The sequence below is a fragment of the Gordonia heveisoli genome (genome assembly GCF_030315745.1).
In the GTDB taxonomy this organism is placed as follows: domain Bacteria; phylum Actinomycetota; class Actinomycetes; order Mycobacteriales; family Mycobacteriaceae; genus Gordonia.
The window spans coordinates 220331-237557 of the sequence record NZ_JASXSH010000005.1 but is presented as its reverse complement, the minus strand read 5'-3'; the positions used below and the strand labels follow the sequence as shown (position 1 = coordinate 237557).

General features: G+C 66.9%; 14 protein-coding genes. 4 read left to right on the top strand and 10 right to left on the bottom strand.

Annotated features, from left to right (window positions below; translation table 11 throughout):
- Both QSJ18_RS06820 and QSJ18_RS06815 read left to right on the top strand, forming a co-directional pair.
- Positions 1-449: hypothetical protein (locus QSJ18_RS06820; protein WP_286325538.1), on the top strand; the 449-nt coding region annotated here is incomplete at its 5' end.
- A 27-nt stretch (positions 450-476) separates the two neighbouring features.
- Entirely contained in the window at positions 477-1481 is a 1005-nt protein-coding gene (locus QSJ18_RS06815; protein WP_462476000.1) for an N-acetylglucosamine kinase, read from the top strand.
- On the opposite strand, the gene QSJ18_RS06810 is transcribed toward QSJ18_RS06815, so the two are convergent.
- On the bottom strand, positions 1468-2526 hold the full coding sequence (locus tag QSJ18_RS06810; protein ID WP_286325537.1) for a hypothetical protein: 1059 nt from the start codon (positions 2524-2526) through the stop codon (positions 1468-1470). The genes QSJ18_RS06815 and QSJ18_RS06810 overlap by 14 nt on opposite strands.
- Positions 2527-2537: 11 nt before the next feature.
- Positions 2538-4574, bottom strand: coding sequence for a molecular chaperone HtpG (gene htpG / locus QSJ18_RS06805; RefSeq protein ID WP_286325536.1), 2037 nt, complete (start codon positions 4572-4574; stop codon positions 2538-2540).
- A gap of 200 nt (positions 4575-4774) precedes the next feature.
- Between htpG and QSJ18_RS06800 the strand changes: the two genes are divergently transcribed.
- Positions 4775-5530 (top strand): PIG-L family deacetylase, encoded by a 756-nt coding sequence (locus QSJ18_RS06800; RefSeq protein WP_286325569.1) that lies wholly within the window; start codon positions 4775-4777, stop codon positions 5528-5530.
- Between the two features lie 28 nt (positions 5531-5558).
- Here QSJ18_RS06800 and hisS read toward each other — a convergent pair whose 3' ends face one another.
- Together hisS and QSJ18_RS06790 are read right to left on the bottom strand one after the other, a co-directional pair.
- Entirely contained in the window at positions 5559-6827 is a 1269-nt protein-coding gene (hisS, locus tag QSJ18_RS06795) for a histidine--tRNA ligase (RefSeq protein WP_286325535.1), read from the bottom strand.
- Positions 6824-7549 (bottom strand): MBL fold metallo-hydrolase, encoded by a 726-nt coding sequence (locus QSJ18_RS06790; RefSeq protein WP_286325534.1) that lies wholly within the window; start codon positions 7547-7549, stop codon positions 6824-6826. Before QSJ18_RS06790 ends, hisS begins: the two co-directional genes overlap by 4 nt.
- A 246-nt stretch (positions 7550-7795) precedes the next feature.
- On the opposite strand from QSJ18_RS06790, the gene QSJ18_RS06785 reads away from it, so the two are divergent.
- Entirely contained in the window at positions 7796-8755 is a 960-nt protein-coding gene (locus tag QSJ18_RS06785) for a peptidylprolyl isomerase (RefSeq protein ID WP_286325568.1), read from the top strand.
- 118 nt (positions 8756-8873) lie between these two features.
- Here QSJ18_RS06785 and QSJ18_RS06780 read toward each other — a convergent pair whose 3' ends face one another.
- The 6 genes from QSJ18_RS06780 to yajC all read right to left on the bottom strand — a co-directional run bounded on the left by QSJ18_RS06780 (position 8874) and on the right by yajC (position 17097).
- Entirely contained in the window at positions 8874-11276 is a 2403-nt protein-coding gene (locus QSJ18_RS06780; protein ID WP_286325533.1) for a RelA/SpoT family protein, read from the bottom strand.
- A 140-nt stretch (positions 11277-11416) separates the two neighbouring features.
- Complete coding sequence (locus QSJ18_RS06775) at positions 11417-11971, bottom strand: adenine phosphoribosyltransferase (RefSeq protein ID WP_286325566.1); 555 nt, start codon at positions 11969-11971, stop codon at positions 11417-11419.
- A gap of 40 nt (positions 11972-12011) precedes the next feature.
- A complete protein-coding gene (locus QSJ18_RS06770; RefSeq protein ID WP_286325532.1) occupies positions 12012-13694 on the bottom strand; it encodes an ABC transporter substrate-binding protein in 1683 nt (560 codons plus the stop codon).
- 9 nt (positions 13695-13703) lie between these two features.
- On the bottom strand, positions 13704-14888 hold the full coding sequence (gene secF, locus QSJ18_RS06765) for a protein translocase subunit SecF (RefSeq protein WP_286325531.1): 1185 nt from the start codon (positions 14886-14888) through the stop codon (positions 13704-13706).
- The gene (secD, locus tag QSJ18_RS06760; protein WP_286325530.1) at positions 14885-16528 is read right to left on the bottom strand and encodes a protein translocase subunit SecD; all 1644 of its coding nucleotides are present in this window, start codon (positions 16526-16528) and stop codon (positions 14885-14887) included. Before secD ends, secF begins: the two co-directional genes overlap by 4 nt.
- 167 nt (positions 16529-16695) lie before the next feature.
- The gene (gene yajC, locus QSJ18_RS06755; RefSeq protein ID WP_286325529.1) at positions 16696-17097 is read right to left on the bottom strand and encodes a preprotein translocase subunit YajC; all 402 of its coding nucleotides are present in this window, start codon (positions 17095-17097) and stop codon (positions 16696-16698) included.
- Positions 17098-17227: the final 130 nt, after the last annotated feature.

Genomic DNA, 17227 nt, shown 5'->3' with positions numbered 1-17227 from the left:
CATCACCACACGATCACCGCGACCCCAGCCGAGAGCACAACGCCGCCACCGAACCATTCGTCACCGACGACCAACTGCGGCAACGGTGGCGAAGCCTGGTCGGGCAACCCCATTTCGCCGACCACGAGCTCTGGTTCGTCTTCGTCGAGGACGGAAAGCGGCAAATGCTCCCGTTGCTCAACAGGATCGGCCTGCCGATACGCCCCGAGCGGGGTGTCGTCGAGTTGCTGATGACGCGACTGTCGGAGATCAGTATCGACGGCCCGGATGTCTCGGTGGCATTCCTCCTCACCCGCCCGGGCACCGACGGTCTCAGCGACACGGACCTGACCTGGGCCCGCATATTCGGCGATGCGGCCGACCGTCACGGTGTCGCGATCCATCCGATCCACCGCGCCAACAAAGCCGACCTCGTACGGGTACCCCGATCGCTGCCGCATGCGGCATGAGGGCGGTAGCGTGGCCGACGCCGGGCGGTGTGTCGACGGGCGGTGATATCGACGGGCGGTGACCAGGCGGGAGGAACCCACACGATGGCAGCGGTGTCGCGACTGTGTATCGATGCCGGACAGACCGGCACGCGTATCCGCACCCGGGCCGATGGTCGCGAGCAAGTCGGCATCCGTGACGGAATACGTACCGACCGGCCGATCCTGGACCAGCTCGCCGACCTGGTCGGCGAAGTGATCGCCTCGGCCGGGGCGTCGGTCCGTGAGATCGCCATCGGTTCGTCCGGACTCACTCCCGCACACGCCGACGCGGGTCGGCTGCTCACCTCACTCGCCGACCTCGACGTCGAGACCGTGGCACTCACGCACGACTCGGTGTCGGCCTACCTCGCCGCGAACCGCCTCGTCTTCGGCGTCGTGACTGCCGTCGGCACCGGAGTCGTCACCCTCGGCGTCGGTTCCGCCGGAGTCGCGCGGGTCGACGGTTGGGGTCACCTCTTCGGCGATGCCGGCAGCGCCTACTGGATCGGCCGGGCAGGTGTCGAGGCAGCGCTCCGCGACTTTGACGGCCGTGGTCCGACGACCGGATTACGCAGCGCGGCAATACAATCGTTCGGACCGCTCGACGAGCTGTACATGGCCGTGCAGACGGCGGCGGATCGCGTCTCGCGGGTGGCTGCCTTCGCCACCGCCGTCGCCGATCACGCCGAGGTCGGCGACGCAGTGGCGATATCGATCATCGATGATGCGGCCGCCGAGCTCGCGGCGTCGGCACTCACCGCGCTGCGCCGCAGCGGATACCGTCCAGGTGATCCCGCCCGGATGAGCTGGGCCGGAACGGTACTGGACCGCAACGAGCACCTTCGCAACGCCTTCGCGGACCGGATCACCGGGCGGGCACCGGGCGTCGAGATCGGTCCCGGACTCGGCGAACCACTCGACGGCGTCGAACTGACACTGGATCTGCCTGCCGGTCATCCACTGCACACCGAGGTGTCCTATGCCGACCGCCGATCGCTCAGCCCGCGGTGAACAAGGGCGATTCAGCGCCCAGATCGACTGTGCCGTAGAGATATTCGTCGTTCACCGTACTGATCGGCCGACCTCCGTCATAGGTCGGCACATAGGTCACCGGCCAGTCGATCTGCCCCGCGACCGAGACCTTCCGGGCGTCGCCGGAGGACACCTCGCGCAGCAGCCCGGCGATGTCACTCGGGGCGGTCCACCGCACGGATCCCGGCTGCGCGGCCCGATAGAGAGTCTGCCGACATCCCCTGCGATCTGCCGACGCATCGGGCTGTACCGACTGCGCGCAGAAGGCGAGGTAGTCCCGGACCGCGCGCTCGACGGCCGCCTCGCCTGCCACGCTCAGCCCGGCCACCAGCGTGACTGACATCGGCGCGTGCGGGCCGAGCGGGTAGTCCTCGGCGGTCGCAGCACGAGCGGTCAGGAACGTCTGCTGTGATCCCCACGCCCACGGCCCCGGGAACGCGAACAGGCGCTGGGCATTTCCGAGCGGAACCCCGAAGAATGTCGGCTCGATGACGTTGCCCCGGTCGAGCGCGATGTCGACCACACCGTCGGCGACCCACCATCGGGACCCCGACCGCAGGGTTCGGTAGTGGACATCGGCCTGCCGATCACCGAACCGATATTCGGCGTGGACGACATCGGGGCCCGCGTCCGCACCCGCACCACCGGAACCGGTGGCGGGCGGGATGATCCGGATATCCGTGATCGGGGCCGCCGCCTGTTGGCGGGCAAGCACCTCCCGCGTCAGCAACGCCGATGCCGGTGGGTTCGCCAGCACGGCGAGCGCACCGTCGGCGTCGGCGGTGGCCAACGCCTCCAGGTAGGTGCTTACCGCCTCGGCCGGCGACGCCGCCCCGTCGGCCGAGTCGTCGTGACGAGTCGCCAGTACGAACGCGACCACCAGTACCACCACGAACAGCAGCGCTCCAATGGAAATACCGAGCGCGAGCGGACGGCGCGACCAGCGACCCCGACCGTCCGGCGACACCGGACGGTCGGGATCCGCCGCGACGAACGGCGCCGCCGGTGCTCGACCGGCCGGCACGTCGTCGATGTTCAGGCGCCCGTACCCGTTTCGTCTGCGCCGGTTTCGTGCGCGCCGGTCACTTCAGCGGCCTCATCCGACACGCCGCCGCTCGTCACCGATTCGGTGAGGGAGGCGGCCAGCAGCCGGGCGAACTCCGCCGGGTCAGCCAGTTCACCGCCCTCGGCGATGAGCGCCATCCCGTAGACGAGCTTCGCGACCGAGGCGAGGTGCGCGGCGTCACCCGCCGCATGCGCATTGTTCAGTCCGATCACCAGGGGGTGATCCGGGTTGAGTTCCAGCGCACGCTTGGAACGGGGCAGTTCCTGACCGGACGCCCGGTAGAGCTTCTCCAGCTGTGGCGACATCGAGAAGGTGTCCCCGACCAGACACGCCGGCGACTCGGTGAGTCGGGTCGACAACCGCGCCTCGGAGATGTCGTCGGCAAGGGTCGTGCCCAGCCAGCCGAGCAGGTCGGCGAAGGTCTTGTTCTGCTCCGCCTTGTCGGCGGACGAATCGTCGGCCTCGGCATCATCGAGGTCGACCGCCCCCTTGGCGATCGACGCGAATGACTTGCCGTCGAACTCCACACCGGACGCGGCCCACATCTCGTCGACCGGATCGGCCAGGATCAGCACCTCGATGCCTTTGGCCTTGAACGCCTCCATATGCGGCGAGTTGACGATCTGCTGCCGGGACTCGCCGGTCATGTAGTAGATCGTCTCCTGCCCGCTGCGCATTCGGCCGACATAGTCGGCGAGGGAGGTCAATCCTTCTGCCGCGTGCGTGGATTCGAAGGCGGACGCCTTGAGCAGCGCCTCGCGATTGTCGAGGTCGTTGACCAGTCCCTCCTTGAAGACCCGGCCGAAGTTCTCCCAGAAGGTGGCGAAGTCGTCCGGCCGGGTATTGCGCATCTCGGTGACCGTCGAGATGACCTTCTTGGTGAGCCTGCGGCGGATCGCCCGGATCTGCCGGTCCTGCTGCAGGATCTCGCGGGAGACGTTGAGCGACAGGTCCGCCGCGTCCACGACACCCTTGACGAAGCGCAGATACTCGGGCATCAGCTCTTCGCAGTCATCCATGATGAACACGCGCTTGACGTAGAGATGGATACCCGCGGTGCGCTCTCGCATGAACAGGTCGAAGGGCGCCTGGCTCGGGATGAACAGTAGCGCTTGATATTCGAACGTGCCCTCGGCCTTGAGGGAGATCGTCTCCAGCGGCTCATCCCACGCATGCGCGATATGCCGGTAGAACTCGTGGTACTCCTCGTCGGTGACCTCGTCCCGGCTCCGCGCCCACAACGCCTTGCGCGAGTTGATGGTTTCGGTCTCGACGACCGTGGTCGTCACCGGTTCGGCGCTATCGTCGGCGTCGTCGGCGGTCTCCACCGGTACCGTCTTGGTGACGTCCATCCGGATCGGCCAGGCGATGAAGTCGGAGTACTTCTTCACCAGCTGACGCAGGCGGGTCTGATCGGTGTAGTCGTACAGATGGTTCTCATCGTCGGCGGGCTTCAGGTGCAAGGTGACCGCGGTTCCTTGCGGAGCGTCGTCGACGTCATCGATGGTGTAGGTACCGTCGCCGGTGGATTCCCACCGCGTGCCGGTCGACTCCCCTGCCTTACGGGTCACCAGGGTGACCTTGTCGGCGACCATGAACGTCGAATAGAAGCCGATGCCGAACTGCCCGATGAGTTCCTCGGCCGTCCGCCCGTCGGTTGAGGTGGCGGCCTCGGCCAGTGACTTGCGGAGTTCGGCGGTACCCGATCGGGCCAGCGTGCCGATCAGTCCGATCACCTCGTCGCGCGACATTCCGATCCCGTTGTCGGCGACGACCAGGGTCCGGGCAGCCGAGTCGGGATCAAGGGTGATGTGCAGGTCGGATGCGTCGACCTCCAGGTCCTTGTCGGTCAGCGACAGCAGACGCAGCTTGTCCAGCGCATCCGAGGCGTTCGAGACCAGCTCACGCAGAAAGCTGTCCTTGTTGGAATAAATCGAGTGCACCATGAGATCCAGCAGCTGCCGGGTCTCGGCTTGGAACTCGTGTACTTGGGCACCAGTGCTCATCACAGACCTCCACAGAAACGTCGTATTCGCCGTGAACGCGCCGGTCACAGGGCTGCGCCACGACGGTCAACTCTACCGAGGGCCCCAGCCACTAGGCTGAGGTGGGTCGTCGGGGTTCGTCCCCCGGCGCAGGATCGACGATGAGACAGCACACCGGCGCCTCGACACCATCGATCGAGGCAGAGCAGGAGACGCGGCGGATGGGGTCACCACGCCTGTTGGTCGTTCACGCACACCCCGACGACGAGTCGATGTGGACCGGCGGTTTGCTCGCCAAACATGTGCGGGCCGGAGGTGAGGCAGACCTGGTGATGTGCACCTGGGACGCCGGCACACCACGCCACGGCGAGTTGCTGCGGGCCGTCGAGATCCTCGGCCTGCCCCGACCACCGATCCTGTTGCGCTACGCCGACGATCGCGTCCCGGCCTCGGCTCCCGGCCGGGAGCGGTTCTGCGCCGCAGGCTTCGACGAACAGGTGCGGACGCTGGCCGGACACATTCGCGAGTTGCGGCCCGACGTGGTGGTCACCTACGACGCCTTCGGCATCTACGGGCATCCCGACCACGTCCACGCCAACCGCCTGACCTGCGCCGCCGTCGACGCTGCCGCCTGCGGGACGCTGTATCAGCGAAACGGCGCTCCGTGGCAGGTGCGATCCCTCTACTTCGCCACCATCCCGATCTGGATGATCGAGATGATCGCCGACGACATCTTCGCCGGGGTGAGCCGCACGCAATTGCCCGGTACCCCGGAGAACATGATCGACGTCCATCTCGACGTGGCCGACGTCGTCGAGCAGAAGACCGCGGCCATCGCCGCTCATCAGACGGAAATCGATCGCAGTCGGACCATCGCCATGTTCTTCGCGCTCCCCGACGACAAACGTGATCGCCTCCTCGGCAGCGAGAACTACCTTCGACGCGATCTCGTCCCCGGCGGATGCGACCTCACCTGAGGAGATCCCGTCCGCAACCGGATCGGCGCTACTGCGCCAGTACGCGCGTGATCTCGGCGACGACGTCGTCGATCGCCACCTGACCCTGCTCACCGTTCGAGAGGTCCTTGACCTCGATCCGGCGTTCGGCCAATTCCCGGTCACCAAGCACCAGCGCCAGTCGCGCGCCCGACCGATCGGCGGCCTTCATCGCGCCCTTGAGGCCACGGTCGCCGTAGGCGAGGTCGACGCTGATCCCGGCCGCGCGCAGCTGCGCGGCCAGCCACACCAATTCGTCCTTGGCCCCCGCCCCCAGCGGCACTCCGAAGACCTGGCAGCGCGCCGATTCCTGCCCGGCAACACCTTCGGCCTCCAGCGCCAGCATGGTGCGGTCGACGCCGATGCCGAAGCCGATCCCGGACAGGTCGAGCTTTCCGCCGAGTTGGTGCATCAGGCCGTCATAGCGTCCGCCGCCGCCGATGCCCGACTGGGCACCGAGTCCGTCGTGCACGAATTCGAAGGTGGTCTTGGTGTAGTAGTCCAGGCCTCGTACCAGCCGCGGGTTGCGCTCGTAGGGAACGCCGAGCCGGTCGAGATGCTTGAGAACCTGGTCGAAATGGTCACGTGCGTCGTCGCCGAGGTAGTCGATCATCAACGGCGCATCGGCAGTGGCCGCCTTGACCTCGGGACGTTTGTCGTCGAGGACCCGGAGCGGATTGATCTCGGCGCGGGCGCGGGTCGCCTCGTCCAGGTCCAGCCCGAACAGGAACTGCTGCAACGCCTCCCGATACCGCGGCCGACTCTCGTCGTCGCCCAGCGACGTGATCTCCAGTCGGAAACCGGACAGTCCCAGCCGACGGTATCCCTCGTCGGCGATCGCGATGACCTCGGCGTCGAGCGCGGGGTCGTCGACGCCGATGGCCTCGACACCCACCTGCTGTAGCTGCCGGTAGCGTCCGGTCTGTGGCTTCTCGTACCGGAAGAACGGGCCGGCATAGCTCAGTTTGACCGGTAGCTGACCCCGGTCGAGACCGTGCTGGATGACAGTACGCATCACCCCGGCAGTGCCCTCGGGACGAAGCGTCACCGATCGGTCACCGCGATCGGCGAAGGTGTACATCTCCTTGCTGACGACGTCGGTGGACTCCCCGACGCCGCGGGCGAACAGCGCGGTGTCCTCGAAGACGGGCAACTCGATGTGCCCGTACCCGGCGCGACGTGCGGCATCGGTGAGCGTGTCGCGAACCCGACGGAAATCCGCCGAGGCCGGCGGGAAATAGTCCGGGATACCCCGCGGCGCCTGAAATGCTCCGCTCACAGTCCGTATCGTCCCTTCTTCGACGCTCCCGGCAGATCCACCAGGAATGGGTTGGTCGCCCGCTCGGCTCCGATCGAGGTCTGCGGTCCGTGTCCGGGCAGCACCTGGGTGTGATCGGGCAGCGGCAGCAGCTTCGCGGCGATCGAGTCGAGCAACTGCTGATGGTCGCCACCGGGCAGATCGGTGCGACCGATCGACCCGGCAAAGAGTACGTCACCGGAGAAGCAGACCGGCACCGTCTCGGGTGTGTCGGGCCCGGTGTCCTCCACCGGAACCGGTACCTCGATACCCAGCAGAACCGATCCGCGGGTATGACCGGGCGCGAGATCCACGGTGAAACGGATACCGGCGATCTCGACGGCCTCACCGTCGACGAACTCGATGACCTTCTCCGGTTCACGGAACACGGTGTCGCCGATCATCGCGCCGAGCGCGCGGCCGATGCCCTTTCCCGGGTCGGCCAGCATCGGACGGTCGTCGGTATGGATGTAGGCCGGGATCGAATACTCGTCGCTGAGTTCCTGCGCATTCCAGGTGTGATCGAGGTGGCCATGGGTGAGCAGGACCGCGACCGGCGTGAGCTCATGTTCGGCCAGCAGCGAGCGCACCGTGGGGGCCGCATCCTGACCAGGGTCGATGATGACTGCCTCGGATCCGCCTCCGGTGGCGACCAGATAGCAATTGGTCTGGAACATCCCTGCCGGGAAACCGGTGATCAGCATGACACTCATTGTGTCATCGACCCGGTGCGGGCAGTTCACAGGTCGGGCTGGCAGACTGCATGGGTGTCCGGCGCCATAGCCGGTAGTCCATGACACTGCATCAGGGAGGGCGTGAAGAGCGTGTCGAGCAAAGACGAGCCCAGGGACGACAAGACCCAGGATGACCCGATCGGCGACACCCCCGACACGGCCGACACCTCCGACGCGGCCGACACCGCAGGCGAGGACACCGCGGTAGTCGACACCGTGCTGTCGAACACCGAGCGCCGTGAGGCCGCCAAACGCAAGCTGACCGATCGGCTCGAGGCCGAGCAGCGTGCTCGCCACAAACGCAAGGTCGTACTTATCTCGGTGTCGGCCGCGGTGGCCGTCGCCCTGGTCGCGACGGTGACCACCGTCGTCGTCAAGAAGATCCTCGACGACCGTGAGGCCGCGCGCTGGACGTCCTGCGAGCATTTCGACCAGGAGAACAAGTTCGCCCAGTTGCCCAGCAGCATCGAGGAGTACGAACAGCGCGTCGGCCCGCTCAAACCTGAAGAGCGCCAACAGATGAAGGATGAGCTGGCCAAGGTCCAGGCTGCCGCGAAGAAGCAGAAGGATGCTCCGCGCCCGGGCGACCAGGCACTCAAGGAGGGCACCGAGCAGGTCCTGTTCACCACCAACCAGGGCCCGATACCGACCACCTTCACGCGTGACACCGCGCCCTGCAACACCGCGGCCGTGCTGTCCCTCGTCGAGAACGGCTACTACAACGGTTCGGATTGCCACCGTCTCACCACCGCGGACACGTTGAAGGTCCTGCAGTGCGGCGACCCGACCGGCACCGGTTTCGGCAGCCCGACCTGGAGCACCATCGACGAACCGCCGACGCATCTCAAGCCTGTCGGCCAGCCGAGCCCGGACACCGGAGCACCGCAGGCGGTGGTGTACCCACGCGGCACGGTGGCGATCGCCAACAGTAACCGCGAGGGCTCGGCGTACGGTCAGCAGCCGGTCACCAACTCGGGTTCGGCGCAGATGTTCTTCGTCGTCCAAGACAGCCAGCTGCCGCCGAACTTCGCGGTCGTCGGGACCGTCGACGAGGCCGGACTCAAGGTGCTCGACAAGGTGTACGCAGGTGGCGTCACCCCGACCCCCGGGAATCCGAAGGCGCAGGACGGCGAACCCAAGATCCCGATCACCATCGAGACCGCAACCGTCGAATAGCCGCAGCTCACGGAGTCATAGCGCGCGTGCACCGCGGACACGACGAACGCCGGCCGGGATATCCCGACCGGCGTTCGTCGTCTGTGGAGTCGCGGCAGTCGGTCCCCGGGTGGCCGCGTCAGGCCGCCGAGGTCACCCGGTACACGTCGTAGACACCTTCGACGTTGCGCACCACGTTCAACACGTGGCCGAGATGTTTCGGATCGCCCATCTCGAAGGTGAACTTGCTGACCGCGACCCGATCCCGACTGGTGGTCACCGATGCCGACAGGATGTTCACACGCTCGTCGGCGAGCACCTTGGTGACGTCGGACAGCAGGCGATGTCGGTCCAGCGCCTCCACTTGGATGGCCACCAGGAATACCGATTCGGATGACGGCGCCCACGACACCTCGATCAGCCGTTCGGACTGTTCTCGCAGTGACGACGCGTTCGTGCAGTCGGTGCGGTGCACGCTGACACCGCCACCGCGCGTGACGAAGCCGAGGATCGCGTCACCGGGCACCGGCGTACAGCACTTCGCCAGTTTGATCAGCACGTTGTCGACGCCCTCGATGACGACTCCCGCATCGCCCCCCTGGCGACGCCGGGCAGGCATCGTCGACGGAGTCGATCGCTCGGCAATCTGCTCGGCGGCGTCGTCGATGCCACCCAGCGAGGCGACGAGTCTGCTCACCACATGCTGTGCGGAGACGTGGTTCTCGCCGACCGCGGTATAGAGCGCGGTGACGTCGGCATACCGCAGCTCATGCGCGATCGCACTCATCGTCTCGGCATTCATCAACCGCTGCAAGGGAAGTCCGCCGCGACGGACCTCCTTGGCGATAGCGTCCTTGCCGGTTTCGAGAGCCTCCTCGCGACGTTCCTTGGCGAACCACTGCCGGATCTTCGCCTTGGCCCGCGGCGAAACGACGAAGTTCTGCCAGTCCTTGGTAGGACCGGCGTTGGGTGCCTTCGAGGTGAAGACCTCGACGACCTCACCGTTCTCCAGCTGACGCTCCAGCGCGACCAGCCTGCCGTTGACCCGTGCGCCGATGCACCGGTGTCCAACCTCGGTGTGCACCGCGTAGGCGAAGTCGACGGGCGTCGACCCGGTGGGAAGGGTGATCACGTCACCCTTGGGGGTGAAGACGAAGATCTCCCGAACCGCGAGGTCGTAGCGCAACGACTCCAGGAACTCACCGGGGTCGGCCGCTTCCCGCTGCCAGTCGAGCAGCTGCCGCATCCATGCCATGTCGTCGACTTCGGCGACATCGGATCGTCGGCCCGACTTGGTGCCGCCGCGACGGTCCTTGTAGCCACTTTCCTTGTACCGCCAGTGCGCGGCGATACCGAATTCGGCGGTCCGGTGCATCTCCTGCGTCCGGATCTGCACCTCCAGCGGCTTACCCTCGGGACCGATGACCGTGGTGTGCAAGGACTGGTAGACACCGAAGCGGGGCTGGGCGATGTAGTCCTTGAACCGACCGGCCATCGGCTGCCACAACGAATGGACGACGCCGACCGCGGCGTAGCAGTCACGCACCTCGTCACACAGGATCCGCATGCCCACGAGGTCGTGGATGTCGTCGAAGTCGCGGCCCTTGACGATCATCTTCTGATAGATCGACCAATAGTGCTTGGGGCGCCCTTCGACCACCGCGTTGATCCGCGCCGCCGACAAGGCGTTGTTGATGTCGGCGCGCACCCGGGCCAGGTAGGTGTCGCGCGACGGCGACCGATCGGCGACGAGACGCACGATCTCCTCGTACCGCTTCGGATGGAGAATCGCGAAGGAAAGGTCTTCCAGCTCCCACTTCACCGTCGCCATTCCGAGGCGATGAGCAAGGGGTGCAATGACTTCCAGCGTCTCGCGAGCCTTACGCGCCTGCTTCTCCGGCGGCAGGAAACGCATCGTGCGCATATTGTGCAGACGGTCGGCGACCTTGATGACGAGCACCCGTGGATCACGCGCCATCGCGATGATCATCTTGCGGATGGTCTCCGCTTCGGCGGCCGATCCGAGGGCCACCTTGTCCAGTTTGGTGACCCCGTCGACGAGATGCGCGACCTCCGCACCGAACTCGGATTCGAGCGCCTCCAGCGTGTAGCCGGTGTCCTCGACCGTGTCGTGTAGTAGCGCCGCCACCAGCGTGGTGGTGTCCATGCCCAGGTCGGCGAGAATCGTCGCGACCGCGAGCGGATGCGTGATGTAGGGATCGCCGGACTTGCGACTCTGCCCGCGATGACGTTCCTCGGCGATGTCGTAGGCGCGTTGCAGCAACGCGACATCAGCCTTCGGGTAGATCTCACGATGCAGCGTGACCAGCGGTTCCAGGACCGGGCGAACCTGTGAACGAGTCGCGGTCATCCGCCGCGCCAGGCGGGCCCGGACGCGCCGCGAGGCGGACGAGGTGTGCGCCGGGGCGACCGTCACGTTCTGCGTCCCGGCACCGGACTCGGCCGCCGAGGCCACCGGCCCCACCGCGGACACGGATCGACCACCGTCACCGGCTTCGGCCGCGTCGACTTCGTCGGTCATCGACCTCCTCCTTCCGCCTCGTCGTCGGCCCCGGGCAGCGACACCGCCGTGGGGCCCGCCCGAGGACCCGATTCTGTCAAGCTTAGTGCCGCGAGTGAATCAGATCGGGAATGAGGTGGGCGCCGGGCCCGCCGGGCGAGTCAGTCGAGTGCGACCGAATGTACCGGGACCGCGTCGCCGATCCCCCGCCCGATCGCGGCACGGCCACCCAGCGCGACGAGTTCCATGATGACCGCGACCCCGACCACATCTGCGCCGACACCCGCCAGCAGTTCCGCGGCGGCGACGATCGTGCCGCCCGTCGCCAGGACGTCGTCGACCAACAGGACCCGACGACCGGTCAGGTCGAGGCCGTCGGCCGGGATCTCCAGCACCGCGGTGCCGTACTCGAGCGCGTAGGACACCGACTTCACCGGCGGTGGCAGCTTGCCACCCTTGCGTACCGCCAAGACGCCAACGCCGAGTTCGCGCGCGACCGCACCGCCGAGCAGGAACCCGCGAGCATCGATACCCGCGACCAGGTCGATACCGGCGCAACCGTGCGTCAGGGCCGTGACGACGGCCGCGAGCGCATCTCCGTCGGCGAGGACCGGCGTCAGATCCTTGAACGAGATACCCGGACCGGGAAAATCGTCCACCACCCGTGCATGCCGGGTGATGGCCGTGCGCGCCGCCGCGAGTGCGCGCTCGGTCACCTCGGCGGTGGGGCCGGCGACGGCGTCGCCCCAGGGGTCGTCAGTTGTCACCTAGAGTCCACCGATCCATATTCCATCCGGTACCGCTGCGGGCATATCCCGCGACCACGGCGCCAGTCCTGTCATTCCAACGTTGCGTACGGGGGGCCGCGAACAGCGGGATGGTGGGCAACGCCGACCAGGCCGCGTTCTCGATCGCCCGGATCAGCGGCAACCGGTCGCCCGGCGCATTCGCCACGGCCAGCGCGTCGACCGCACCACTCACCTGCGGATCGCGAAATCCGGACAGATTCGACGGATCACCGGCACGCAGCGCGTAGGCGGCCCCGACCGGGTCGGCGGCACCGGCGGCCGACATACTCGCACCCCCGGCGACCAGCAATGCGTCGAAGCCGGTACCGAGCGCGGTCACGTCGATGTCGGGGGCCGACGCGTCGATAGCCTCGATGCCGACCGCCTGGCATGCACCGGCGATCGCGGCGACCATCTGCGCGCGACGCGTCGTCGGCGCAAGGTAGGCAATCCGGATCCGGACCGGTCCCGACGCACCGGCCTGTGCCCGCTGCTGCAACAGGGCGCGCGATCGTGCGGGATCGGGTCGCAGGTAGCGACGGCCGAACTCGCCGTTGATGGCGCCCGCGGTGTTGTCGGCCGGAGACAGGATGCGCTGATTCCACAGTCGTCCGCCGTCGCCGAACCGTTTGGCCAACGTCTCGCGGGGCACGCAGGAGGCGAAGGCCTGCCGGACCAGTGGGTCGGCGGCGATCCCCCGCCCCGCCAGCACGAGCTGCTCGACCGCCAGCGCCCGGCCCGGGACGGAACTGCCGTTGCTGCCGGACATCTCACCGTCGATCATCCCGGTGGTCACATCGGCGACATCGTAGCGGCCTGCGGGCAGTCGACGGGTGGCGTCGGTCTGTCGCGGCCACACCACGATCCGGCCCGTACGCGGTTTGTCGCCCCACCATTTGTCGTTCGCGACGAGGACCAGACCATCGGTCTTGGAATATCGGTCGACCCGGTACGGACCGGCCGACGGGAAGCGAGTGGCGTCAACCGGACCGGGTTTGAGCGCGAAACCGTCGTTCCAGGATTTCGCGATCCCGGCGACCGTGGCCTGCGCCCCCGCGCGGATCGGGGTCAGTACGTCGCCGACACCGGCGTCACGGGCCACCACATGGGCGGGTAGCAATGTCCCGGCCCCGAACAGAGCCGCCCAATTCTGGTACGCGCGACCCGGTTTGAACCGGACCACGGCGGTACGCTCCCCCGCCGCACAGTCGACCGACGCGATATCGCGATATCCGGCGGTGGTCGCCGGTCGGAACGCGGCGAAACGGCCACTCATCGCGGCCCAGGCCAACACCAGGTCGTCACAGTCGAGGGCCGTGCCGTCGGAGAACACCGCCTCCGGAGCGAACTCGTACCGCAACGACAGCACGCTTCCCGGCGCGCGAGTCACCGTCCCTACGTCGTGGTCGGGGATCACCTGCCCGAACGCCCCGAGGAAGCTGAACCCGGGCTGGATCCGGCCGGTCACCATCAGCACACCGTCGGCGTTTCCACCGATGGTGTTGGCGTTGTAGCTCGCGATCCGGGCGTCGACGGCGTAGTCGATGGTCGGCGGCCCGTCGTCGCCACAGGCGGTGACCGTGCCGGCCACCAAGGCGACACCGACCACGGCGATCAGGGCACGGAGATAGGTCCGGGTCCGTGTCGTCACGTGCCGAGACTAACGCGTGCGTCCGCGTTTTCCGGTGGGCACCGCGCGATCGGCGTCGTCGGCGTCGCGACCCCGCGCCGCCTTCGATGCCTTCCGGCTGGAGACGAACGCCTCCGGCTCGGCCCCCGAGTCGAGAGCCACCCGCCGGGCGAGCACCTTGCGGGTGTGCCTGCCGATGTCGTCACGGCGCTCCTTGAGCGTGACCAGCAGCGGCGCCGCGAGGAAGATCGACGAATAGGCGCCGACCACGACACCGACCAGCTGGATCAGGCCGAGATCCTTGAGCGTGCCGACACCCAGCATCCACACCGCGATGACCATCAGCGCGATGATCGGCAGCACCGAGATGATGGTGGTATTGATCGAACGCATCAGGGTCTGGTTGACCGCCAGGTTCGCCTGCTCGGCGTAGGTCCGACGGCTGGTCTGCAACACCGACCGGGTGTTCTCGGCCACCTTGTCGAAGACGACCACGGTGTCATAGAGCGAGAAGCCCAAGATGGTCAGCAGGCCGATGACGGTCGCAGGCGTGACCTCCCAGCCCACCAGCGAGTAGATGCCCGCAGTCGCGACGATGTCGAAGAGCAGCGACGCCAGGGCCGCCACCGACATCTCCCGGTCGAACCGGACGGCGATGTAGACGAACACGATCACCAGGAACACCGCGAGTGCGATCAGCATCTTCTCGGTGATCTCACGACCCCAGGTCGAGCTGACCTCGGAGATACTGATCTCGTCACGCGTCAGTTCAGGTCCGAACGTGCTGGTCAGCCCCTTGACGACGGCCGCACCCTGCCCTTCTTCAAGGGTGGTGGTACGCACCTGGATCGTCTTGGACGACCCCGAACCCGCGGTCTGCACGGTGTCCGGCGCGTGCCCGAGCGCCTGCGTGACGGTGGTCTCGACCGCATCGGCGGTCACCTGCGACGACGCGGGCACCGAGATCTGGGTACCGCCTTCGAACTCGATACCGAAGGTGAAGCCCCGGAAGATGATGGACAGCGCGCAGATCAGCATGATCAGCGCGGTCACGATGTACCAGTTGCGCCGACGTCCGATGATCTCGAACGCGCCGGTACCGGTGTACAGCCGGGACAGGAACGATCGTTGCCGGTCGGCGACGAAGTCGGCATCCGACGACTCGACGGCTGTGGCCTCGGCGGGGTCCGCCGAATGCTTGGTGGAATCCGTCATCGCACCGATCCTTCCGCCTCGGGAACTGGCTTGTGCGCGGCGACACGTCGACGTCGCGCCACCTCCGTGACCGCGCCGAGTCCGTTGACACTCGGCTTCGACAGGAAGGCCGAACGGCTTGCGAGGACCACCAGCGGATGGGTGACCAGGAACACCACGACGACGTCGAGGATGGTGGTCAGACCAAGGGTGAACGCGAAGCCACGCACCTCGCCGATGGCGAGCACGTAGATGACGGCGGCGGCGATGAAGCTGACCGCGTTACCCGACCAGATGGTGCGGCGCGCGCTCGCCCAGCCGCGCGGTACTGCGGATCTGAACGTTCTGCCCTCGCGTATCTCGTCCTTGATCCGTTCGAAGTAGACGACGAAGGAGTCGGCGGTCATGCCGATACCGATGATCAGGCCGGCGATACCGGCCAGGTCCAGGGTGAAGCCGATCCATCGGCCGAGCAGCACGATGATGCCGTAGACCATGGCGCCGGCCAGGATCAGCGAGGCGACCGTCAGCAGACCCAGCATGCGGTAGTAGGCCAGCGCATACAACAGGACCGCGATGAGCCCGACCGCACCGGCGATCAGGCCGGCGCGCAGCGAGGACAGCCCGAGGGTCGCCGACACGGTCTCCGCATCCGACGGGGTGAAGGACAAGGGCAGCGACCCGTATTTGAGGACATTCGCCAGGTCGCCCGCCGAACTCTCGGTGAACGGATCCTGCGACCCACCACTGATCCGGGTCTTGCCACCGGGGATCGCCTCGTTGATCTGCGGTGCCGACACCACGGCCGAGTCCAGGGTGAAGGCGGTCTGGGTGCCGCGGCTCTTCGCGGTGTAACCCGCCCAGAAGTCACCGGCCTTGTCGTTGAACTCCAGGGTGACGATCCACTCGCCGGTCTGCGGGTCGGTTCCCGAACTCGCGGTCTTGATATCGCGACCGTCGATGATCTGTGGGCCGAGCAGATAGACCGCGTCACCCTTTTCCGAACAGGCGACGAGGTACTGGTCGGGTACGTCGTTACCGGCGAGCGGGTCACGCGTCTGCGTCGAGCAGTCGATCTTCGCCATCTGTTCCTGCAGCTGGGTCAGACGGGCCTGGTCGGCATCGGCGGGCGCCTGCCGAAGCTTGCGCTGCTCGTCGATGGCCTTCTTCGCTTCTGCCTGCGGGTCGGCGTTCGGCGCGGGTTGCGCAGGCGGTTTGGGCGCTTGGGGTTGTGCGGCGATCGGCTGGCCGACCACCGGACGAACGAACAGCCGGGCCGTCTGGCCCAGGGTCTTCGCCTGGTCACCGTCTTCGCCGGGCACGGTGATGACCAGGTTGTCGCCGTTCACGACCACCTCGGAGCCGGACACGCCGAGACCGTTCACACGCTTCTCGATGATCTGCTTGGCCTTGTCGAGCTGATCGCGGGTCGGCGCCTTACCGTTCTCGGTGCGCGCGGTGAGCGTGACCCGAGTACCGCCCTGCAGGTCGATGCCGAGCTTCGGTTCCAGCGATTTCGAGCCGGTGAAGAAGATCAGGCCGTAGACGACCGCGAGCAAGATGATGAAGACGGCGAGAGGACGCCACGGTGGGATCTCGCGGGCGGGTGCCGACCGCTTCCCCCTCCGCGGACCTGCCGAAGCCCGGCGAGATGTGGTCACTGCTGTTCAGGTCTCCTTTGACTGCGCGGCGACGTGGTCCGTCGCTCGCGTCACTCCGGTGTACGCAACCGGTAACCGTACCGGTCCACCGCGACGGTCATTCGCCGCGGTGGCACCGGAAGTCCGTGTCGCGCCGGATGCCGGATTCCGGCCGTCCGGTGGTCGGGCTACTTGTCGTCGCGCTTGTCGCGGTCGTCCGCCTCGACGGCGCTGTCGGTGGTATCGCCATCGTGATCGTCGGCGAGGGCATCGAAATCGTCGTCGTCGGACTCGGGAGCCTCATACCCGGCGTAGGTGGCCGCGGCTTCCTCGGTCGGGATGACACGCATGACCGCGAGACGATTCCAGCGGGTGACGATGCCAGTGGCGATCTCGACGTCGATGACGTCCGACGACGAGGCGTCGATCACGGTGCCGTACAGACCCGAGGTCAGCTGGATCCGCGTACCGGTGGTCACCGAGCCCTGCATCTCCTGCATCTCGCCCATGCGCTTCTTCTGCTTGCGCATCGTCATGAACATGAAAACAGCCAGCAGTGCCAGCAGGAGGGGGAAGAGCAATGACTCCATTGGAGAACGTCAATCCTTATCGCGATGTGATGACCGTATCGACGATCGATACGGGCGCCGAACCGACATCGAACACCCGGCATGGTGCGACGATCAGCGCGGTCAGTGCCAGTACACAGTGTGCCATGCC

What these genes read in the sequence shown, in the direction of transcription:
- yajC (WP_286325529.1), bottom strand. Translation starts at nt 17,097, where the DNA reads ATGGAGTCATTGCTCTTCCCCCTCCTGCTGGCACTGCTGGCTGTTTTC.
- QSJ18_RS06790 (WP_286325534.1), bottom strand. Translation starts at nt 7,549, where the DNA reads ATGCTGATCACCGGTTTCCCGGCAGGGATGTTCCAGACCAATTGCTAT.
- htpG (WP_286325536.1), bottom strand. Translation starts at nt 4,574, where the DNA reads ATGAGCACTGGTGCCCAAGTACACGAGTTCCAAGCCGAGACCCGGCAG.
- secF (WP_286325531.1), bottom strand. Translation starts at nt 14,888, where the DNA reads ATGACGGATTCCACCAAGCATTCGGCGGACCCCGCCGAGGCCACAGCC.
- QSJ18_RS06800 (WP_286325569.1), top strand. Translation starts at nt 4,775, where the DNA reads ATGGGGTCACCACGCCTGTTGGTCGTTCACGCACACCCCGACGACGAG.
- QSJ18_RS06780 (WP_286325533.1), bottom strand. Translation starts at nt 11,276, where the DNA reads ATGACCGACGAAGTCGACGCGGCCGAAGCCGGTGACGGTGGTCGATCC.